This window comes from Methylobacterium sp. Leaf93 (assembly GCF_001422345.1).
Classification (GTDB): domain Bacteria; phylum Pseudomonadota; class Alphaproteobacteria; order Rhizobiales; family Beijerinckiaceae; genus Methylobacterium; species Methylobacterium bullatum.
In genome coordinates this window covers 1-20,235 of the sequence record NZ_LMMS01000004.1, presented here as the reverse complement: position 1 = coordinate 20,235, position 20,235 = coordinate 1, and the positions used below count along the sequence as shown (strand labels likewise).

At 62.6% G+C, this 20,235-nt stretch carries 18 protein-coding genes and 2 pseudogenes; 9 read left to right on the top strand and 11 right to left on the bottom strand.

Features of this window, described 5'->3' with window-relative positions; translation table 11 throughout:
- Positions 1–43: 43 nt before the first annotated feature.
- The 10 genes from ASF26_RS05425 to ASF26_RS05385 all read right to left on the bottom strand — a co-directional run bounded on the left by ASF26_RS05425 (position 44) and on the right by ASF26_RS05385 (position 8,048).
- Positions 44–1,177: a hypothetical protein gene (locus ASF26_RS05425; RefSeq protein WP_056250574.1), complete on the bottom strand. Its 1,134-nt coding sequence runs from the start codon at positions 1,175–1,177 to the stop codon at positions 44–46.
- A gap of 104 nt (positions 1,178–1,281) precedes the next feature.
- Complete coding sequence (locus tag ASF26_RS05420) at positions 1,282–1,782, bottom strand: YidB family protein (protein ID WP_056250572.1); 501 nt, start codon at positions 1,780–1,782, stop codon at positions 1,282–1,284.
- 58 nt (positions 1,783–1,840) lie between these two features.
- Positions 1,841–3,319, bottom strand: coding sequence for a TAXI family TRAP transporter solute-binding subunit (locus ASF26_RS05415; protein WP_082477527.1), 1,479 nt, complete (start codon positions 3,317–3,319; stop codon positions 1,841–1,843).
- On the bottom strand, positions 3,294–3,740 hold the full coding sequence (locus tag ASF26_RS05410) for a BA14K family protein (protein ID WP_056250568.1): 447 nt from the start codon (positions 3,738–3,740) through the stop codon (positions 3,294–3,296). The genes ASF26_RS05415 and ASF26_RS05410 overlap by 26 nt, the downstream gene beginning before the upstream one ends.
- Positions 3,741–3,918: 178 nt before the next feature.
- Positions 3,919–4,356, bottom strand: coding sequence for a CsbD family protein (locus ASF26_RS05405; protein WP_056250565.1), 438 nt, complete (start codon positions 4,354–4,356; stop codon positions 3,919–3,921).
- Between the two features lie 67 nt (positions 4,357–4,423).
- Entirely contained in the window at positions 4,424–4,627 is a 204-nt protein-coding gene (locus ASF26_RS05400) for a CsbD family protein (protein ID WP_056171488.1), read from the bottom strand.
- A 96-nt stretch (positions 4,628–4,723) separates the two neighbouring features.
- Positions 4,724–5,644: a hypothetical protein gene (locus ASF26_RS05395; RefSeq protein WP_056250564.1), complete on the bottom strand. Its 921-nt coding sequence runs from the start codon at positions 5,642–5,644 to the stop codon at positions 4,724–4,726.
- A 128-nt stretch (positions 5,645–5,772) separates the two neighbouring features.
- Positions 5,773–6,276, bottom strand: coding sequence for a CsbD family protein (locus ASF26_RS05390; protein WP_056250562.1), 504 nt, complete (start codon positions 6,274–6,276; stop codon positions 5,773–5,775).
- A gap of 57 nt (positions 6,277–6,333) precedes the next feature.
- Positions 6,334–6,495 (bottom strand): CsbD family protein, encoded by a 162-nt coding sequence (locus ASF26_RS22505; protein ID WP_156462874.1) that lies wholly within the window; start codon positions 6,493–6,495, stop codon positions 6,334–6,336.
- 92 nt (positions 6,496–6,587) lie between these two features.
- The gene (locus ASF26_RS05385) at positions 6,588–8,048 is read right to left on the bottom strand and encodes a helix-turn-helix transcriptional regulator (RefSeq protein ID WP_056250561.1); all 1,461 of its coding nucleotides are present in this window, start codon (positions 8,046–8,048) and stop codon (positions 6,588–6,590) included.
- A 997-nt stretch (positions 8,049–9,045) separates the two neighbouring features.
- Between ASF26_RS05385 and ASF26_RS05375 the strand changes: the two genes are divergently transcribed.
- From ASF26_RS05375 to ASF26_RS05360, 5 genes are all read left to right on the top strand, one after another.
- On the top strand, positions 9,046–9,276 hold the full coding sequence (locus tag ASF26_RS05375) for a hypothetical protein (RefSeq protein WP_056250559.1): 231 nt from the start codon (positions 9,046–9,048) through the stop codon (positions 9,274–9,276).
- Between the two features lie 10 nt (positions 9,277–9,286).
- Complete coding sequence (locus ASF26_RS05370) at positions 9,287–9,655, top strand: hypothetical protein (protein ID WP_056250558.1); 369 nt, start codon at positions 9,287–9,289, stop codon at positions 9,653–9,655.
- Between the two features lie 589 nt (positions 9,656–10,244).
- Positions 10,245–10,589 (top strand): hypothetical protein, encoded by a 345-nt coding sequence (locus ASF26_RS05365; protein ID WP_056250556.1) that lies wholly within the window; start codon positions 10,245–10,247, stop codon positions 10,587–10,589.
- A 23-nt stretch (positions 10,590–10,612) separates the two neighbouring features.
- The gene (locus tag ASF26_RS22500) at positions 10,613–10,876 is read left to right on the top strand and encodes a hypothetical protein (RefSeq protein ID WP_156462873.1); all 264 of its coding nucleotides are present in this window, start codon (positions 10,613–10,615) and stop codon (positions 10,874–10,876) included.
- 113 nt (positions 10,877–10,989) lie between these two features.
- On the top strand, positions 10,990–13,506 hold the full coding sequence (locus tag ASF26_RS05360) for a CheR family methyltransferase (RefSeq protein ID WP_056250553.1): 2,517 nt from the start codon (positions 10,990–10,992) through the stop codon (positions 13,504–13,506).
- 877 nt (positions 13,507–14,383) lie between these two features.
- Here ASF26_RS05360 and ASF26_RS23615 read toward each other — a convergent pair.
- Positions 14,384–14,509 carry a hypothetical protein gene (locus ASF26_RS23615; RefSeq protein WP_280136343.1) on the bottom strand — a complete coding sequence of 42 codons (126 nt, stop codon included), beginning with the start codon at positions 14,507–14,509 and terminating at the stop codon, positions 14,384–14,386.
- A 287-nt stretch (positions 14,510–14,796) separates the two neighbouring features.
- Between ASF26_RS23615 and ASF26_RS05345 the strand changes: the two genes are divergently transcribed.
- The 4 genes and pseudogenes from ASF26_RS05345 to ASF26_RS05330 all read left to right on the top strand — a co-directional run.
- Positions 14,797–16,434, top strand: coding sequence for a pilus assembly protein TadG-related protein (locus ASF26_RS05345; RefSeq protein ID WP_056250548.1), 1,638 nt, complete (start codon positions 14,797–14,799; stop codon positions 16,432–16,434).
- A gap of 1,149 nt (positions 16,435–17,583) precedes the next feature.
- Positions 17,584–17,782: pseudogene (locus tag ASF26_RS23345) on the top strand (IS3 family transposase); the annotation flags it as partial.
- Between the two features lie 360 nt (positions 17,783–18,142).
- A complete protein-coding gene (locus ASF26_RS05335; protein ID WP_056250544.1) occupies positions 18,143–19,627 on the top strand; it encodes a PAS domain-containing methyl-accepting chemotaxis protein in 1,485 nt (494 codons plus the stop codon).
- A 33-nt stretch (positions 19,628–19,660) separates the two neighbouring features.
- A pseudogene (locus tag ASF26_RS05330) lies at positions 19,661–19,954 on the top strand (transposase); the annotation flags it as partial.
- Positions 19,955–20,235 lie beyond the last annotated feature (281 nt).

The following is a 20,235-nucleotide window of genomic DNA, read 5'->3' as shown; positions in this document are numbered from 1 at the left end:
AGACGACCCATGCGAGCGGTTGCCCGCATGGGTTGCCGTTGGCTCAGCGAGCCGGCTGGTTCGGCGCGGCGGCGGGCGGGTTGGCAAGTTGCTGACGGATTTCGGCGAGCTTCGCCTGGGCCGTGCCCAGGTCTTGCCGGGCCGAGGCCAGTTGCTCGTCGATGGCCGCAGCCTCCTTGTTGCGGGTGGCCAGCGTCTCGGTGAGGGCGGCCAACTCGCCTTGCGCATCGGTCTGGCGCTTGCGCAGGGCATCCAGGGCGGCCGTGCCGGCATCGCGTTCGGCGGAGAGCTTCTGCAGCGCCTGCTCGGCCTGGCCGCGCTCGGACACGACGCGGTCACGTTGCGCTTGGGTCTCGGCGAGCTCCTTGCGCACGTTCGCAAGGGCGTCGCGGGCTTGCTGAGCGTCGCGATTGGCCTGTTCGATCTCGGCGGTGAGCTTGTCCTTGCTGGCGGTCAGTGCCGCGACCGCTTGGTCCGTCTCCGTGCGCTGCTTGGCGGCCTGCTCGGTTGCGGTCCGCGCGTCGGCCAGTTCCTTCTGGGCTGCGGCGGCGGCCTCGCGGGCGTTCTGCTGGCGCTCTTCGGCTTTGGCGAGATCGGCGGTCTTGGCGGTTGCCTCCTGCGTCATGGTCGCAAGATCGGCGCGGAGCTTGGCCTCCAGCACCCGGGCGTCTTCGAGCCGGCGTCCGACCTCGGCGAGATCCTGGGTCCGGTCGACGGCGGCCTTCTCAGCGGTCGTGATGGCCTCGCGCAAGGGCGCGAGCTTCCCCTCGGCCTGCGTGACCTGGGACTGGAGCTTGGATAGCTTCAGGGTCTCGGCCTCGGCCGCCTTCTTGGCGTCGGTCGCCTTGGCCTCGGCCGTCTGCTGCTCCTTGGTCAGGGTCGCGGCACGGGACTTCGCCTCCTCGGCGGCCTTACTTGCCTGCTGGTCCTGCTGCTGGGCGGTGGCGATCTTGGCCTGGAGCGCGGTCAGGGTGCCGGCGGTCGCGATCTGGCGGTCGAGGTCGGTGCGGAGCGCCGTTTGCTGAGTCTGCAGGTCCTCGATGCGGTGATCACGGGCGCTGCGCTGACGCGCGCCGGCGATGGAGGCAACGATGAGCCAGACGAGCAGCACAACCGCGACGACCGCGAGGCTGAAGGGTAAGGGGCGGCGGAGTTCGGAACGATAGTCAATGGCCATGGGGGTCTCGCAAGGTCGGGGAAAGGCGGTGGATCGAACCCCGGCGCGGCGTCGCCCGGCGTCGTGTGTGGCCGATGCCCTGGGGCACCGGCCATGTCGTCGAATCAGACCGGCGCGCGGCCGTCGGTGGCGTAGCGGTCGATGGCCGAAGGCAACTCACGCGAGAGGCGGGACAGAAGCGCGCCGCGGCTCAGGCCGGTCTGCTGCGTGAGGTGATCCAGGGTGTCCGAGCCGATGGCTTTCTCCAGGTCCGCCTCGGGGATGTCGCGGTTGGCTCCCTGGTTGACCCAGGAGTTGGCCGTCTCGCCGTGCCCGCCCTTGGTGAAGTGGTCGACGAGCTCGCTCAGGCCGCTGGCGATCAGGCCGCCGACACCGGCGGTGCCGAGACCGCCGAGCAAGCCGCCAAGGCTGCCGATGCCGCCCGTGGAACCTGTGCTCGATGCGGAGCTGGGGACCGGCGGGACGGTGCCGTGGTTCGTTCCTAGGGCCGGGTTCGCGGGGGCGTCATGCCCCTTCAGGAGTTCGGCGAGCTTGTCGCGGTTCTGGTAGCCGGCCACGGCCAGCAGACCCAGAAGCGCGGTCATCGAGGGGTAGCCCTTGCTCATCGTGTTCCCTTTCCAATGTTGAACGTGGTGCCGGATGAGGTCATCCGGGGTCTCGCGGTCAGCCTGACGCGTCGGACGCGGAGGCTCCCGTCGATGTCATGCGCCCGGCAAGCTCGGGCTCGTCGCCCGATGGTTGCCCGGCGACGATGGTTCGCTTGACCGTGGAGCGGGCCGCGTCGATGGCGATGGCCGCCGCCGACATGGTCCTGGCTTCGGTCGGCCGCTCCAGCGCATGCTTGGCGATGTCGCCGGCAAGATCGTCGATCTCGCGGGCGAGCGCTTCGAGGCGCTGGGCATCCGCGCCGTCCTGCGCTTCGCGACGGATCTCCAGCAGCCGGTCGGTGGCCTCCTCGATGCGTTCGCGCCGGATACGGGACAGGCGCTGCCCCACCCACGCGACCGCCGAGCCGATACCGCCGCCTAGGAACGCGACGAGGTAGATCCAGGTTTCGTAGCGCTCGACGAAGCCCTGCTGTTCACGTTCGAAGTAGTCGACGGCACCGGGATGGATCGGGAGGCGTGCGCTGGTGGCGGCCGCGGTGCTGTCGTAGCTCGGCGCCTGCAGGTAGTCCGCGGCCGGGGTCACGTTCGCCATGCCGCTGCGCAACTCGAACAAGTGCTGGGTCACGTCGGCCGCCACCGGCCGGGACAGGTTCGCCCGCGCCATCAGCCGGTAGGAGGCGCCGACGGTGGCCACGTCCTCGGCCGGCACCTTCGGGCTGCCGCCGAAGGTCTCGGCCGGCATGCTCACGGCCTGGAGGCGTGGCAGCCGGGCGACGATGGCGTCGGCGTTCGCGACCGTCACGAAGGCCACCTTTCGGTTCTTGCTCGCACCCTGCACGATGCCGATGATGCGTTGGGCCGCCGGGGCAGTCGGCGAGATCACCGAGATGACGGCGTCGATGCGCTTCTTTGCGAACGCGACCGCCAGGTCGGCCTCCGGCATCTCGACCAGGGCGACGTGACGGGGTGGCAGCGGCCCCTCGGGATCCTTGTCGAGGAGCGTCAGACCGTAATGCTCGACCATCGCCTTGATCAGGGTCTGGTCGGCGTCGCGGTGGGCGAGGATGGCCAGGCGCTTGCGGTCGAGATCCGGAAAGCTGGTCAGGCCGGAGGCCTCGGGGGACGCGATGATCATCGCCTGGTCGCGCAGGATCGCGAGCGTCAGACCGTTGTCGGGCAGGTCGACGTCCGGACGCACGACCGCGAGGTCGGCCCGGCCGTCCTGCAGCGCCGCCGCGCTGTCGCGCACGTCGTCGAACGGCAGGATCTTGAGGCGGATCTCCTTGTGCCGCCGAGCCAACGCGTCGGCATAGGCCTGGATGACGGCCGGCTCGGTCCCGTCGCTCGGCGCCACGGCGATGGTCAGCACCGTGGCGCGGGACACCCAGTAGGCCGCCGCCGCCCCGAGCCCAAGCAGCACCGCGAGGGCGAGGAACACGAACTCGCGGCGCAGGACGAGGCCCCGAACGGTCACAGGGTCTGGGCCGTGGCTCGGCAGGGCGATCCGCCTACGGGCAAGGGTGGCGGTCGCCATCGTTGCCGAGATACGTCCCGCTCGACGCGTCGTAGGACCGGAAGCGACGGGCACATGCGGCCACCGCCTCGGGGCCCGGACCACCCTGCACCACGACCGGGGCGGCCTGTGCCTGCGAGTTCGCGATGGCGCCGCCGATGATGGCGCCCGCCGCCAGGCCCGCTACGCCTGCGCCCACCGCAGCGCCTACGCCGGGTCCGCGGCGATAGCCATAACCGCGACGGTAGCCGTAGCCCCGGCCATAACCGCGTCCGCCACGCCATCCATGCCGATGACCGAAGCGGCGGTACTGGACGTAATCGGTCGGCAGGTCACCGCGCACGAGCGCCTCAATGGGCGCCGCGGAGGCCGGCGCTGCATGGGCCGGCAGGCCGGCCAGGGTGGCTGCGACGGTGGCGGCGAGGGCTAGAGTCAGCTTCATTGTGGATCCGTTTCCTGAATCGGTTTCGAGGGGAGCAGGAAGGTCAGTAACCGCGGCAGTTGGGGGGGGGGGTGCCGGAGCGACCGGAGAAGCGGCGGCTGACATAGGCGATGACCTACGGAAGCAGGAAGGCGGTGAGAAGCTTGCGGATCATCAGGTCGTCTCCAGGATTGCGGGTTCAGTGCGTGCGACGTGATAGCCAGCCCACCGCGAAGGCGACGGCGGCGAGGCCGAGCAGCATTGAGATGCGGTGGTGGTCGGCGTAGCGCATGGCCTGACGGCTGTAGGTCGTGCCGCGCTTACGAGCGTGACGGGCGAGGTCGCGGCCGTCCGAGACGAGGCTCCCCGCGCGGTCGCGTGTCTCATCGACGAGGTGACGTCCGTCCTCGATCAGGTTGCCGGCACGGTCCCTGACCTCGTGGGCGATGTCGCGTCCGTCGTCGAAGAGATCCTCGGCCCGGTCGCGAGCGCGGCCGTAGGCGTATTGAGCGCCGCCTGCGACCTGGTTCACGGCGCCGCGCACCTGACGGGCCGGATCACCGGTGATGCCGCCGACGGCGGTCTGTGCGCGTCCCTTGAGGTGGCGGGACGCGCCGCGGAACTGGTCGCCGTTCATGGGGGACTCCTGGGTTCGAATGATGGGGCGACGGAACCCAGTCGGGTCACCCGCCGCCCATGTGGGATCAGTGCTTGCCGGTGACCTTGTCGACCACGGAGGCGACGCCATCCTTGGCCTCGCCAACGGTGCGCTGTGCCTCGCCCTTGAGTTCCTGGGCCTTGCCTTCGACGACGAGCTTGTCGTTGCCCGTGACCTTGCCGGCGGCCTGCTTGACGTTGCCGGCAGCCTCGTTGGCGAGGCCCTTCAGCTTGTCGGTGGTGCTGCTCATGGGATGATTCCTTCAGTTCAAGGGAGCGGGTTTTTAGGGAGGTGGGTTTTCAGGGAGGAAGGACCGGCCGGTCGCGAGGAGCGGCCGGGGATCGCCTCAGACGCGGCGGGAGTCGTAGCCGGCGACCAGGGTGGCGGGCTTCGGGGCACCGAGGCGACCGCCGAAGAAGCCGGCGAGGGCGCCGAGGATCAGGGCGAGCGCGCCGTAGAAGGCACCCTGGGTGGCGGCGGACTTGGCGGCGACGGCCGCCTGCTCAGCCTTCACCTTGGCGGTGGCGACCGTCTCATCGTACTGCTTCTTGTAGTCTTGGATCTGGGTCTTGGCCTGATCGACCGGGATGCCCTGGGCTTTGGCCAGTGCGTCGGCGGCGCGGTTCTCGGCCTGGGCCTTTTGGGCGGGATCACCCGTGAACAGGGCGCGGATGGCTGCCACGGCGGCGTCCTTGGCGGCCTGCGGGTCCTGGCCGGCGGCCTGGTTGCGGACCGACTGCTCGATGCCGTCGAAGGGGTTCGAGATCTTGGACAGCGAGGGAGCCGCGGCCTGGGCCGCCGTCTGCACGGTCCCGCCGACAAGCGAGCCGGCGCCGCCGAGCGTGCTGGTCACGCCCGAGAAGGCGCCGCCGATCAGGCCACCGGCCGCCGAGGTCAGCAGGTACAGCACCACGAGGGTAGTTACTGCCCAGGACACGAGGCCGTGCAGGCCAGCTGCACCATTGATGGGCTTACCAGAGAGGCGCCCGGCGATGAAACCGCCGGCGAGCGCGGCGACGATGCCCGAGCCCACGAACCAGATGCCGGCGCTGAGAGAGAGCGTCGAGGCGGCCGGGTTGTCGGCGGCGTTCGTTCCGACGCTGGACAGGCCGACGCCGACGCCGACCATGTTGAGGATGACCTGGGTCACCAGCGCGGTGACGGCGCCGGCAAAGATGGCGCCCCACGACACTTGGTTCAGCAGGACGGCGCGGGTGTCGGCCGAGGCCGCGGCGGTCTGGCTCGCGAGAATGGGGGAAGTGGACACGATACTGGTACTCCGGGTCGTCGGTCGTCCGAGAAATTCGGTCGTTCGAGGGGTCAGTCGGTGGGGTGGAACTCCAGGGTCCGACCGCGCAGTCCCGGCGCGGTCGGACCAAGATCAAGGGATGCGGGTCAGTCGCGACCGTGGATGAGCAAGCCGAGGCCGTAGCCGAGGAGGCCGGCCACGAGCAGGGCGGCGATGGGATGCTCTGCGATCTGGTTGGTGGCCTCGCGGCCGCCCTCGCGCAGGGCGCGGCCACCGTTCTCGTAGGCGCCCTCGGCCCGGTCGTAGGCATCGCGGCCGGCGCTGCGCACGTAGCGCTCGCCGCGCTCGTAGGTGTCGCTGGCGGCGCCCTGGGCGCGGCGCGCGCGGTCCTCGACGTCGTCGTACCCGATCAGGTTGCCGACGGTGTCGCGGACCTTACCACCGATATCGCGGGCGGTGTCGGCGACATGCTCGGCGGCGTCGCGCACGGTGTCCTTGGCGTGGCCGTAGAGGTTCTCGGCGGCACCCTGCGCCTCGCGGGCGCGTCCCTCGACCGAGTCCCGCTTCGACCCGGTGAGGTCGCCCACCGCGCCCTGCACCTTGCCGCCGAACTCCTTGGCGGCGCCGGTGAAGCGATCCGTATCAACCATGATGTCGTTCCTGTGTTCGTCGGTGATGGTGTTCGTGGGTGCGGCGCCTGACCGAAGCTACGACTTGGAGGTGGCCTTCGGTTTCACGTCGGACTTCAGTAATTTCTGCTGAGACTTGCCCTCGGCCTCGACCTTGGGATCGCCGACCAACTTTCCGATAGCTTCCTTGATCGAGCCTTTGATCTTGTCGGATTTGTCTGTCGTCTTCTGCGCGCTCACGAGGTGCTCCAAAGCCTGGGCAAGTGCCACACCCCATCAAGTGGCCCGTCGTTCCCGGCGAGCAATGATGCAGACATACCAGTTGACGGATTTTATTTGCTTGGTTGGCTCAACGGAAATCCGTTGTCCCGGCCCCAGACGATGGCCTCGGAGCGCTTGTGGACGTCGAGCTTCCGGTAGAGCGACGCTGAGTGGTTCCGCACCGTGTTCTTCGACAGGTTCAACCGCTTGGCGATGGCGTCGTCCCCGAGTCCTTGGCAGATCAGGTCGAGGATCTGGCGCTCACGGACGGAGACGTTCGGAACGATGCCGTCCTTGTGGTCGGCGCCGGGCCGGCGCAGGTTGGCGAGCTTCTCGATGAGCCCCCGGCTGAACCATGAGGTGTCGGCCATCACCGCCTCGATGGCCTCGAACAGTTCGCGCTCCGTGCGCTTGCGCTCGGTGATGTCCTGCAGGACGATGAGGGCGAAGGTCTCGGCGCCGATCTCCACCCGCTCCGCCGAGGCCAGGCAATCGAAGTTGGTGCCGTCCTCGTGCTTGAGGCAAACCTCCAGCCCGAGCACGTAACCGGTGCGCGACACCGCCGACTCGAACTTGATCCGGGCTGCCTCGTGAACCCAAAGTCCGAGATCCGCGGGCGAGCGCCCGGAGACCTTGTCCGCGCCATAGCCGAACACCCGGGTGAAGGCCTCGTTGACGTTGGTCACGGCGAATCCGTCGGCTCGCGCCAGCAGGGTCGGCACCGGGGTCATGTTGAACGCCTTGGCGAAGCGCTCCTCGCCCTGGCGCAGAGCCGTCTCCGCCTTCCGGCGCAGGTCCAGGTCGGCGAAGGTGAAGAGCATACAGGGCTCATCGCCCAATGCGATGGGCTGTCCGGCGACGATGACGTAACGCGATCCGCCGTCGGGCAGGTCGAGGCAGGCTTCCATCTGCGGGATGGTGCCGCCACTGTTGAGGCGCGATATCGCGAGGTCGCGGCTGCGGGCCCCAGCCAGCACGTCGACCTCGTAGACGCTGCGGCCGATGACGGCGTCGCGGGTGTAGCCTGTCATCTCCAGGAAGCCGAGGTTGACCTTGACGTGGCGCAGGTTTGAGAGTCGGCAGATCACCGCCGGGGCCGGGTTGGCGTTGAAGGTGGCTTCGAAGCGCTCCTCGGCCTCGAACTGGTCTGAGACGTCCTTGAGGATCAGCGCGAGACAGCTCGGATTGCCCTCCCGGTCGGTGGCGACGAGGCTGCGCAGGGAGTGGACGAAGTCGACGTCCGGCCGGTCGGTTCGCTTCACGTCGACGATGACGTCGTGGAAGCGTTCGCCCGAGACGACGCGCTCCATCGGGTAATGGTTCGGCGTGTGGTTGTTGCGATAGCGCAGGGCGAAGCGCTCGCGGTAGGCCTCTACCGTTTCGCCGAGTTCGCCGACGGTCTCCGCGCCATGCATCGCGAGCGCGGCCTCGTTGGCGTAGGCGATGGTCTGGTCCGGCTCGACCAGGATCACGCCCTCGCTGAGGCCGGCGATGATCTGCCGGAGCTCATGCCTGTCGACGCCTACCGCCACCCTCGACCACCCTCCCACTTCTTGGATCAAGCCGAGCCGTAACAGGGGAGGGCGGGGGACGGTTCCGCGGCAATTGAGCGGCCTGCTGGTATATCTGGATCATTGACGCGAACGTGACCGATCAGCCACAAACTGAGATGCAAAGTGCACCGTAGAGGGGGCGGACACACCCGGTCATCATCCGGTACAAATATAAATTCCTCCGTATGTACTTAAGCATCATCTCTGAAAGACCTTCGCGCAGCGAGGGATTGCTCCGTCATGTCTCCGACCTGATCGGACGGCGGCTGGACGTGCTCATTCCAAGAACGGAGGCGGTCACCAAGAACGGACGCGGTCGATCCGAATACGGAGCACGGCCGGGTGCTGCTTCGGCTCCGGGCCTCTCCCGACGAGCGGCTGGCGTTCTGAAAGTCCGTTGCGCTCGGCCACGGCGGGAATGACGAAAGCCTGGCCGGATGTCGGATGCCAGCTTCCGCCGCGACGTCGCCATAGATGGCGATTGACCGCGCATGGGTCAGAAATGACGCGACGCATGCTAGATTTTACCAAGTCACAGCCTGCGGAAATGATGCATCTGCATCATTGAGCAAGCTTGGGACGATCATATCTCACGGTCATCGCCCAACGCATCGAAGCGAACGGTGAGTGAATCCCGACGTTATGCCGGGCCTCAAGAGTCCCCCCCGATCAGGTCCGGCATGGCCGGAGGGCCGGGCGTCGTGCCGCTCCGGGCGCACGCTCGGCCCGTAGGCCATCCATTACGAGCAACCATGGAGGATCCCACGATGGCCAATCCCGGCATGCCCGATCGCATCCCCGATGGTGACATCCCGTTGGAAACGCCGCCGCGTCCGTTCCCGGGCGAACGCCCACTCGGGCCGGACGAGCCATCCGTGCCCTACGAGGATGCGCCTGTCGACGAGCCGGTGGGGCCAGGCATCGGCCCCGATCATCGGCCAGAGGCGCCCACGGACCCGGGGATACGCGCCTGAGCGTGGTCGTGCATGCCTACGAGACGCAGGCCATCCAGGAAGCCCTCGAGTCCGGCATGGCACGTTCCGAGCTCATGGCGATCTTGGACGAGCTAAGCGTGACGGATCTCATCCCGCCCCATGCCGGCGAGGCGATAGCGGACTACGCCGCCCGGGCCACGGGCGAACTCATGGTCCGATACCTTGCCCATAACGAAGACGACACCATGCCTCCCCTGACGGGCGGGCCGTGAAGAGGAGCCGATGTCACCCCATTGGAAGATTTCCGCGCTGGCGATGGCCATCGCGTGCGCCACGCCCGTCCCGGTCGTCGCCCGGGGCAAATTCGACGGGCGATGGTCCGTCTCCGCGACCGTCGACGATGGCGGCTGCACCGGGCCGTATCGGTACCCCATCGTCATCCGTGGCGGCATCGTCGATGACGCGAGCGGCAGCGAGGCCGACGCCTCTGGACGCGTCGGTAAAAACGGGCGCCTCGTCGGCTCCATCAAGAGCGGCCTGGCCAGCATCGCCGTCGAGGGGCGACTCAGGTCATCCGACGGTTCGGGACGCTGGGACCTTGCCGGTCCGATCTCCTGCAGCGGCCGTTGGACGGCGAGCAAGTCAGGGTAATCTGGCCAATACCCTCGCCGCAACGAACGAATAGGCCATCGACCTCGGGTGAGCCAAGGGCAAAGCCGGGGCGTCACGTCCCGAAGTCCCGACACTCGTAACCGTTCAGGTCGACGGGACCAAAAATTCGTAACGCGTGGCGAACAAACCGCCCCGTAACGCGCGACCTTCGGGGTCGCTAGACGTGCTCCCCCTCATCCTTGGGGCCGACCGCGTAGCGATGATCGCCGAGCGGGTGGAGATCGGTCTTCGGGCCGCCATCGACGCATGAGCGTCCGGACGTGCGGTCTCTGCCCTCCTCGGTCCGGAACCGGGTGGATGTCGAGCGGGCTCGCGAAGAAGTAGCGCAGGTCGCCATCTGGGGTGAACACCGAGCTGACGCAGAGCTCGCTGCGGAAGGTCGAGCCGTCGCGGCGGCAGTTCAGGATTTCGACGACCACGTCCCACCTCGGCTACCAGATGAGCGCAAACCACGGCACTCCCCGAGAATTAATTTGCGTCATGCTTTTTCTCAGCGCAGTCTACGAAGGTGTCTAGGTCGCTTCGTAGACACTGGAAGGTTCACTAAAAATTTCGGTCGGGACGAAAAATGAGTGATGCCAATACGGGAGATCGCGCCCTCGAGACGGCTCGGGCGTTGCGCGCAGCGGCCGAGGAGGCGCGGCGGACAATCCTGGCGTCGCGTGAAATCGTACAGAGATCGCAAGAGCAGACGCGCGCAATGATAAACCGGCCTGAGATTGAGCCGTGTGATCATCACACCAACCAGCCCCCGTCGGAGAAACTCGTCCGCTGCCTGATTCAGGCTTACGAACTCGCGATAGATGAGGATGATGTTCGGACACAGGCCTTGCTTGGCAGCATGTTACATGATGTGGGGGGACGCATCGCTGCGGCGGTTGGACCGAAGGCGGCCCAAATGATCCTGCATTGATCATCGCGGAATGGAAAAATGGGATGGCTCAGGATTTTGATGAAGATCCGATGGATCGTCACGCCACTCAAATACTGGCCCGTATCGCCCAAACACTCGACGTACCGCTCACTACTTTCTTCTCGAAGAGGCCCCCCTCGCCGTCAATTGGCTCATTGAATGCTGCCGAGTTAAAAAATCTCGCCCAGACAACGGAGATGCTTCGAAATTTTGTCAAACTGAAAGATACCGACGCTCGCGAGCGTTGCCTGGATTTCGTGAAAAGGGAAATCGAACGGCAGGATTAGTTTGGCTCAGTTGGCAGGAACGTCATCAACATCCTCGATTTCGTGGGGTTGATCCGCCAAGCCCTTTGTGTCCGTGTCCCTCGAGGCGACACGTAGCGGGGTTAGGATAGGCGATGACCACACAGGATCGGTTCCCGATCATCGGTATTGGTGCATCCGCCGGCGGCATCGAGGCTATGAGAGCCTTTTTCAATGGGTTTCCACAGAGCCTCGATGCGGCTGTGATCGTCGTGACGCACCTCAACCCCGAGCGTGAAAGCCTGCTGACCGAAGTCTTGGCGCGATTCACGGCTTTGAAGGTCGAGAACATTATCGACGGCGTGTTGGTTCAGCCTCGTCACGTTTACGTCATGCCCCCCGGCGTCACTCTCGGCATCCAAGACGCTCGGCTCATCACGACGCCACTCCCTCCTGGCACCCGCGAGACGAAACCAGTCGATATCTTTTTTACCAAACTCGCGCTCGACCAGGGGGAGCGGGTGGTGGGCGTCATTCTGTCGGGCGGTGATGGCGACGGCGCAATCGGAGTCAAAGCGATTCGGGAGCACGGAGGCCTCACTCTGGCTCAGGTCGGAGACGAAGACGGCCCCGAAACGCCGGACATGCCTTTCAGCGCAATGCGGACCGGCTACATTGATTTCGGCTTACGGGCCAGCGAAATGGGCGCCCGGATTGCTGAAAGTTATCTAGGAGACCGGGAGCCTTCACTAAGCGGTTTCGACAACGCCGATTCGGCGGATGCCACAGTTTCCGAGGATTTGCTCGCAGACATCTATGCCATCCTGCGGCGACAGGTCGGGCATGATTTCGCGGGCTACAAACCCAGCACGTTTCTCCGCCGCCTGTCCCGGCGCATCAGCGTCAGCGGCTCGGCCGGGCCACAGGCCTACCTCGACCTGCTGCGCGCAAACTCTGCGGAGGTCGCCGCCCTTTTCCGGGACCTGCTCATTGGCGTGACGAAGTTCTTCCGCGACGCTGCCGCTTTCGACGCGCTCTCCGCCCTCGTGATCCCTCTGCTATTCGAGGGACGTGGCCCCGACGATACGGTACGGGTCTGGGTGCCCGCCTGCTCGACCGGCGAAGAGGTCTATTCCATCGCCATACTGTTGCGTGAGCACGCCGATACGTTGCCCAATCCCCCACGTATCCAGATTTTCGCCACCGATATCGACGAACGCTCGCTTACCGTCGCCCGATTTGGCCGCTACCCGCGGGCCTACCTCGATGCCGTCTCGCCAGAGCGTATTGCTCGCCATTTCGTCTCGGAGGCGGAGAGCGTCGTCATCAGCAAGAAGCTGCGGGACATGTGCACATTCTCGCCCCACAGCGTGCTGCGCGATCCACCGTTCTCGCGCCTCGACCTCGTCTCCTGCCGTAACCTGCTGATCTACCTCGGCCTTGCCGCCCAGGAGCAGGTTCTACCTATCCTTCACTATGCCTTGCGCCCATCCGGGTATCTGTTCATCGGCATGGCTGAAAACGTCACGCGCTTCGAAAATCTATTCGCCACCGTTGAGAAGAAGCACCGAATTTTTCAGGCCCGTAACACGATCCGACCGGTGCGTTTGCCGTCCATGCTCGACCCTGACAGGACTGGTATCCTTGCGGCTGGTGAAGGCCGGCGCCGAAGCGGGACGACGCACGCGACGCTGCGGCAGGTGGTAGAGGCAGAGATACTCATCACGTTCAGTCCACCGCATGCGGTTGTGACGCGCTCAGGCGAAGCCGTGCATTACTCCCCTCGGATCGGTGACTATTTGGAGATCGCCTCAGGCCAACCGACGCAGGATTTAGCCGCTATGGCTCGTCGCGGACTGCGTCTGGAACTTCGCATGGTTCTCAGTGAGGCCATCGAGGGGAACCGGTTGGCAGTTCGAGATGATCTTGAATATACCCTGCCGGATGGTCGTATCCGAAAGCTATCTCTGATCGTCAAGCCGCTTGCGATGACAGCCGAAGCGGAGCCACTGTTTCTCGTTGTTTTCGATGATGCGGCGTCCCCCATCGATCCGACCCTCCGGCGCGCGCAGATGAATGGCGAGCAGAACGAGGAAATCGCTCGGCTGGAGCGTGAACTGACTGATGCGCGCGAGCGTATGCAGGCGATCGTTGAAGAGTATGAGACCTCTCTTGAAGAGCTGAAATCGTCAAACGAAGAAATGCATTCTGTCAACGAAGAAGCACAATCAGCAAACGAGGAGTTGGAGGCTTCCAAGGAAGAGGTCCAGTCAATTAACGAAGAGCTTCACACAGTCAATACAGAATTGAACCTGAAGATTGACCTCATGGATCAGATGAGCGACGATCAGGAGGCTCTGTTTGAGAGCACTGAGCTTGCGAGTGTATTCCTCGACAAAAGCTTACGGATCCGCTCGTTCACACGGGCCGCCGCGGACATATTCAACATAGTGCCAAGCGATCATGGACGTTTGTTGAGTAATTTCTCGGCTCCGTTCTCGTTGGTGTGGTTGCCGGATGAAGCCTATAGAGTGATGGTCGAAAGACAGACGAGCGAGCGAACGATCGACGGACTGGACGGCGCACGTTACCGAATTCGCCTTACGGCAACGGCTCGAAGAGGCGCTGAAGTGTCGGGTGTCGTGGCGAACTTCGTCAAGTTGGCCGAATAGGCAGCCTCGGCACGGGGCTCATAGGCTCTACGCAAGCCCCGATATGAGCAGGCAACGTCGCTACGCGCAGGCCGCTGCGCGGGCCGTGTCCCTGGGCGTGGTGAAGCTCACTGAGGGCCACCACGATCACCGGCTTGGGCCAGGAGGATCAGGCTTCCAGGGTCAGCAAGCTAACGGACGAAAACCTACGCCGAGACATCGTCTGCCCGATGAAGAATGCGCAGATCGTGAGGGAGATCTGGCAGATCACCGACACCCGCATCCGACCGAATTCCTTGTCGGGCTGCCGACCGCCCGTGCCTGCAACCTTCCCGGTTCTGGCTCTTCGACTACCCATGGTCACCACCATGCCGTCGCCCTTACAAGAATCGGCCTAAAATACCCGCCGATTCCCTCACTCATCCCACCTCATCTGGTAGAGCTTAATTTAAAACAACAATCTTAACCTTGAAAATACATCTATCTACGCAAATTTATGGATATTAAAGCTCACCATCATATCAACAATAGAGCATGATATTATTATAACACTGATTTTTAGTTTCTTATTGAATATTACACTCATAAAATCAAACAACGAAGGCATGGGTTCCAGCACAAATACAGTTTATAAAAAGGTAAATATTTTCTATAAAATTAATGCATATTTAAGTGCGCCGTCAAATACCCCATACCGCACTGTGGCTCCTCAAAATCGCGAATCTTTTTGATCGGCCGTAGCTTGTGGCGGCATTTTTCTCATGTAAGTTGATAAGTGCAACCGCGCTGTCTGTCGCTCCCAGCGGGCGCTCTCGGTGACCTTATCGCCTGAAGCCCCATCCTCAGGATTGGTCGCTCTCTCGAAGATTGAGGAAAGATGGCTAGAAACGGTCGTTTCTCACTGAGACGTTTTCGGGTCGCCGAGGAAGGTGCCGCGGCCGTAGAGTTCGCTCTTCTCGTACCAATCCTCATGGTTCTGCTGTTTGGAATCGTTGGTTTCGGGTGGTTCCTGGGGATCGCTCATAGCCTACAGGAAGCCGCCTCCCAATCTGCACGAGCGTCCGTAGCGGGCATGGATGTCACGGAGCGGTCCGCCGTAGCCCTGGCGACCATCAAGCGTAGAACCTCCGACAATCCCTTGATCGATCCCGATTCACTGACGGTGAATGTCGGGACCGATGCGGGAAATCCCGATCTCTTCACGGTCACTCTTCGCTACGACATGAGTGCGAACCTACTCAAGATCGTACCAACGTTCGTCCCCTTGCCAACGACCTTGACGAGGACCGCCAGTATCCGTCGGGGAGGACTGTGAAGCAGACCATGCTAAAAGCTTTTCAAGCAGACCGCAGCGGCGCGATTGCTCCCCTCGTTGGCTTGGCGATTTTCGCTCTGCTTGGCTTTTGCGGTCTCGGAATCGATTTCGGCGTTGCCTTCAACCACAAGCGTAAGCTTCAGTCTGCCGTGGACTTAGCTGCCCTGGCCGCTACGGGCGCCAAGGATAAGGTCGGTGCTGCCACCCTCGCCATGATCGACAACGGCTTCAGCGTCCCGACAAAACTTACGGTGACGCCTGGGACGTACACGGCGGACCGCAGCCTCAGTCCCGAGGCCAGATTCTCGGAAGGGGGGACCTCCCCGAATGCGACCAGGGTCACGGCGAGTTCGTCGATCATCACCAGCTTCTCCCACCTGATCGGCGGGCCTGGATCCATGGAGATGACGGCAAGCGCAACGGCCATCCGGGCCGAACTCGCTGCCTTCAGCATTGGCTCTCGCGCCGCTGCCCTCGATGGAGGAATCGGCAACGCCCTCCTGTCGAGCATTCTGGGAACGTCCGTATCCTTGTCCGTTCTCGACTACCATGCCCTGGCCGGTTTAAAGATCGATGCGCTCACCTTCCTGAAGAACGCAGCCGCTCGGGGCCATATTCAGGCCGCGACCTACAAGGATGTCCTGGACGGTTCGGTCACCGTCGGCGAGTTGGCTCTCGCTTTAGCCGATACCGCTCGTGCGACACCCGGCGGATTCGAGGCCGCACAAATTCTCAGTCGTCTTGCGGCGGGGAAAGGCGGGACCGAACGCGTGAAGCTTGGAGACCTGCTATCGGTCGGTGACCTTGCACAACAACCCCTCACATCTCCTGGCTCGCCACTGACTGTCGGTGCGCTTGGCATGCTGAGCGCGGGGGCGGTTCTCGCCAATGGGACGAACCAGATCAGCGCCGACCTGGGTGTCAACATACCGGGCTTGCTCAAGTCTAAAGTTACATTTCGAGTTGGCGAGGCTCGGCGTACGTCAGGCTTCGTTCTACCCGGCACCACGCTCTCGACGGCACAGGTTCGGGCTCTCATAGAGGTCTCCCTTGCGGCTCCTCTTGGGCTTGGAGAATTGAAAGTTCCAATTTATGTGGAAGTTGGGCGCGCGACAGCGAAGCTGGCAAAGCTCACATGCCCCTGGAACTCCCCGGATCAGAGGTCGGTCACATTGGACGTGACAACAGGCCCTGCCTATCTCTCTCTTGGAGAGACGCCCTCATCGTATCTCGATCCTGAAGGACCACGTCCTCCATTAACGCCGGCGGTCATCCTGCGTGCCCCGCTCCTCGAGGTGCGAGCTTCCTCAAAATTTGAGTTGGGACAGACCACCCGCAATGTTAATTTTACTGACGCGGATATCACATCGGGACGAATAAAAACCGTGTCCTCGGACAAGCTGACGTCGTCTTTATCTCGTTCACTCTTCTCCAGTCTGTACCTCGATGTGAATGGCCTCCCATTAGGTGGCATTCTCAACCTGCAGCAACTGATCGGCTCGGTGCTCATGTCGGCCGCACCTGCCGTCGATGCCATTATCGACGGATTGCTGGCAACATTGGGGGTCCAGATTGGGACCGCCGATGTCTCCGTAGATGGGACGCGCTGCAATGGTGCAGCTCTGGTGCAATAGCAAAGTCGCTCGGCTTCTTAAGTCATTGATATGACTAAAAATGAGATTGTTTCGATTTTGGCGGAATATGATTTCCGATAACCCTGTGAAATACATACCCGTAAGGCACGAGTCTATGCTCGCCACGCAAGCAAATTATGCTGAAAGGACGCTCGATTCGACACGATGATGCGTTCGCCAACGGGCAATGACAAACGTTTGAAGCATACCTCCGCCTATCCTTTGCGCTTTCGATTTTGTCTCGCCAACTGTCAAAATTCGGCGTCGCACCTACGTTCCGCAGTCGTAACAAGCCTCAATAATTTCGGGCGTTCGCCAAACAGTCTTGCAGACCTGCAAGGTTTGGAAACTCGCTAGCTTCAATAGAAATATATCTGGAACGACGTCCGCATCCAGCAGAACCAGTCGCACACTCACCTTAGTCCGGCTACAGACCACCACCGGCACCAGTGTATGTTCGTTCAAAAAAATGGCCCCAGACTCGAAAGCAACGGCGCACTTCTCCTTCAGTTCATAAATCATTTTTCACCTCCGTGCGACAATCAAATTTCCACAACATTAAATTACTTGCTAATTTTATTTGACGTGACATATCTCTGCTCAATAATACGAAGACTGTGTCCAATATTATGGCGTAGGCAAATTGCGTCACCTATTGTCTGGAGCAGGCAGAATGAGCTTCGCGTTCATATCCAACCCATTTCGGCGTCTGGATAGGAATGTCATCCCTCGGAGAGCCATTCTAAATGGCGCTCACAAAACTCTCGTCGCACCGTCGGACTCGCGGCGAGAACCGATCGCGATCAGGAATGTTATGACGCACTCTAAGTTTCTGGAAGCAAAGGTACGCTCAGTCCGAGACTGCGAATGAAGCACCTGCGCGCTCGTTGCTCTCCCTATCAACGTTCGATCAAGATCGTTGCATACAGGTTAACACTCGCCTTAATTTCTTGAATGATTCAATTCAGAGGCGATTTTCTCCCGTTGGCAACGCGGCTGGCAATGTGGAGAATGATCGGTCGTGAATTGATCCCCTTTCTTGGATCGGGACGAGCGTCCTCGGGTTTTTCTTTTTGAAAGGAGAGGCCGATGGCTCGATGTGATCCGACGGGTGCGGAATGGACGGTCATCGCGCCGGTCCAGCCGACGGCTATTCGGACCGCTCGTAAGCTCGAGGCGCTGGACGTGATCGACGCGTTCTCGTTCCTGTTCAGCCTCCGCGGGGTGCCCGGGCATGTTCCCTCGAACAACGGAACGGATCGGAGTGCGTTGCCGAGACCGTTCAGGACCGGATCACAGCGGTGGGATCAGGCGTCGCCTACATCGGGTCGGCAGCCCGTGGGAGAACCGCCGATGATGAGCAGGTGTCGGCTTCTTGAAGTTCCAGCAGCGCCGCTTGGGCCTCGATCGCTTTCTGGCGGGCATGATGGCCGGCTTGGGCGGAGCCTCGACAGTGACTGGCAGCAGACGACCCAAGGCCTGGTTGCCGCTCACGGTGGCCTCCATCATGGGCTCATGATCGCGGGCCAATCCACACGAAGGACCAAAAGCTCGCATCTCAGTTGAGTTATGGAAGGAGTTAAAGCCATTGTTAACGGGTGCGGCGTGATGGTGGTGATCTGTTGTTCGAGTATTCAGTCAGAGCTGGAGCGTAGATTGTGGGCGCGACGCGCCGACGTCGCGCAAGAATTTCCGAAAGTATTTGAGAATGCTTTTCAGTCGCCCCCTTCATCCGAGGACGGAAGATTGTGCCAAGATCGCTGCGCTTGAGCGGTCCCAGGGGGTGATCGAATTCGATCTTTATGGAACGGTGGTTCGCGCCAACGAGAATTTCCTTTCCGTGCTCGGTTTCAGCGCAGGGGAGGTCGTTGGGCAGCACCACCGAGGTTTTGTCGAGCCGGCCGTGCGGGATAGCCGCGCATACAGTGAGTTTTGGGAGAAGCTGCGGGCCGGCGAGTTCCAGGCCGGGCAATTCAAGCGCATCGGTAAGGATGGCCGCGAGGTCTGGATCGAGGCGTCCTACAACCCGATTTTCGACCGTCGGGGCAAGCCCTACAAGATCATCAAATTCGCTGCCGACATTACGCGTCAGAAGCAACTCGATGCGGATTGCAAAGGGCAGATCGAGGCCATCCAGAAGGCCCAAGCCGTCATCGCCTTCAATCTAGATGGCACCATTATCGAGGCCAATAAAAACTTCCTGTCGGTTGTTGGCTACACGCTCCCCGAAATTGTCGGTCAGCATCACAGGATATTCGTCGATCCAGCTTTCGGCGACAGTCCTGGTTATGCGGCGTTCTGGGCGAAGCTACGCCAGGGTGAATACCAGAAGGGGCAGTTCAACCGCATCGGCAAGGACGGTCGCGAGGTTTGGATTGAAGCTTCCTATAATCCCATCTTTGATGCGAGCGGACGTCCCTACAAGGTGGTGAAGTTCGCCATCGACATCACTGCGCAAGTCGTTTTGCTGGCTAACCTCAAGCGCCTGATCGAACAGAATTTTGCGGAGATCGACGGGGCCATTTCGATCTCCTCGCAGGAGTCGAGGTCCGCCACCCGGGCTGCGGGAAGTACAGCCAACAACGTACAGACCATGGCCGCCGCCTCCGAAGAACTGGCCGCCTCCGTCGACGAAATCTCACACAGCATGAGCAAGGCGCGGATCGCAACGGACGATGCGCATGCGCAGGTGGAGGCAGCGGGTGCGGTCACCCAGAAGCTCACGGCAGCCACCACGGCGATGAGCGGCATCGTGGCCCTGATCCAGGCTATCGCCAGTCAGATCAACCTGCTGGCCCTTAACGCGACCATCGAGGCGGCGCGAGCCGGCGAAGCCGGACGCGGTTTTGCGGTGGTCGCGCAGGAGGTCAAGAACCTCGCCGCTCAGGCGGCCCGTGCCACGAGCCAAATTTCCAGCGAGATCGACAGCCTACAAACAGCGTCGGAAGAGGTCGCCGGGACGCTTGGAACGATCCAGGGATCGGTCGAGACCATGCGCGACTACGTGGTCAGCACAGCCGCTGCGGTTGAGGAGCAGAGCGTTGTAACGCGTGAGATGTCATTGAGCATGCAGGGGGCAGCTGAAGCCGTTCGAGACATTTCACGGAGCGTGCTGGCGATCTCGGAATCCATCAACGAGGTCTCATGGGCCGTCGACACGACAAAGGAGGCTGCTCGTGTTCTCGCCCGTTGAAAGTGTGCGCTGCATCATCCCCGATCCCGTTGCATGGGTCGCTCGCGCAGCGGCCTGACCACCAAGATCCATGCCCCGGTCGATGCCGAGAGCCGCCCCATCGCCCTCAAGCTGACCAAGGGTCAAACTCATGACGGCCGCTCCTCGGACGATATGCTCGGCGCGCTCGGTCCGGGTCAGACCCTCCTCGGCGACCGGGCCTACGACAGCGACGAACGGCGAGACCGTCTGGCGAAACAGGGCGCCTGGGCCAACGTCCGCGCCATGTGCAACCGCTGCCTCGTCGAACGCCTCTTGAACACAATCAAGCACTTCAAAGCAGTTGCCGCATACCTCGGCATCGTTGTCTAGGATGGCAGAGAGATCGAGCGCCTCCCATACCGTATTGTGGCCGAAGTGCTCCATGCGCCCTGGCGGTAGGAGCCAGCCCTGATTCCCATCCGAGAAGCGAAGCACATTGGCCAGGAGCCCAATGAATCAGCCTCACAACCTGTCGTGGAGAGTATGACTAGGGTCTGAACCGAACCAAGATATTGCTGAGGCTGCAGTTTTGTGATTCACGTTCGCGGTTTTCAGCATGGAGGCGATGATGGTGGACCTGTTCTGGC

What these genes read in the sequence shown, in the direction of transcription:
- ASF26_RS05425 (WP_056250574.1), bottom strand. Translation starts at nt 1,177, where the DNA reads ATGGCCATTGACTATCGTTCCGAACTCCGCCGCCCCTTACCCTTCAGC.
- ASF26_RS05420 (WP_056250572.1), bottom strand. Translation starts at nt 1,782, where the DNA reads ATGAGCAAGGGCTACCCCTCGATGACCGCGCTTCTGGGTCTGCTGGCC.
- ASF26_RS05415 (WP_082477527.1), bottom strand. Translation starts at nt 3,319, where the DNA reads ATGGCGACCGCCACCCTTGCCCGTAGGCGGATCGCCCTGCCGAGCCAC.
- ASF26_RS05410 (WP_056250568.1), bottom strand. Translation starts at nt 3,740, where the DNA reads ATGAAGCTGACTCTAGCCCTCGCCGCCACCGTCGCAGCCACCCTGGCC.
- ASF26_RS05405 (WP_056250565.1), bottom strand. Translation starts at nt 4,356, where the DNA reads ATGAACGGCGACCAGTTCCGCGGCGCGTCCCGCCACCTCAAGGGACGC.
- ASF26_RS05400 (WP_056171488.1), bottom strand. Translation starts at nt 4,627, where the DNA reads ATGAGCAGCACCACCGACAAGCTGAAGGGCCTCGCCAACGAGGCTGCC.
- ASF26_RS05390 (WP_056250562.1), bottom strand. Translation starts at nt 6,276, where the DNA reads ATGGTTGATACGGATCGCTTCACCGGCGCCGCCAAGGAGTTCGGCGGC.
- ASF26_RS05370 (WP_056250558.1), top strand. Translation starts at nt 9,287, where the DNA reads ATGTCACCCCATTGGAAGATTTCCGCGCTGGCGATGGCCATCGCGTGC.
- ASF26_RS05365 (WP_056250556.1), top strand. Translation starts at nt 10,245, where the DNA reads ATGAGTGATGCCAATACGGGAGATCGCGCCCTCGAGACGGCTCGGGCG.
- ASF26_RS22500 (WP_156462873.1), top strand. Translation starts at nt 10,613, where the DNA reads ATGGCTCAGGATTTTGATGAAGATCCGATGGATCGTCACGCCACTCAA.
- ASF26_RS05360 (WP_056250553.1), top strand. Translation starts at nt 10,990, where the DNA reads ATGACCACACAGGATCGGTTCCCGATCATCGGTATTGGTGCATCCGCC.
- ASF26_RS23615 (WP_280136343.1), bottom strand. Translation starts at nt 14,509, where the DNA reads ATGAGCGATCCCCAGGAACCACCCGAAACCAACGATTCCAAACAGCAG.
- ASF26_RS05335 (WP_056250544.1), top strand. Translation starts at nt 18,143, where the DNA reads ATGCTTTTCAGTCGCCCCCTTCATCCGAGGACGGAAGATTGTGCCAAG.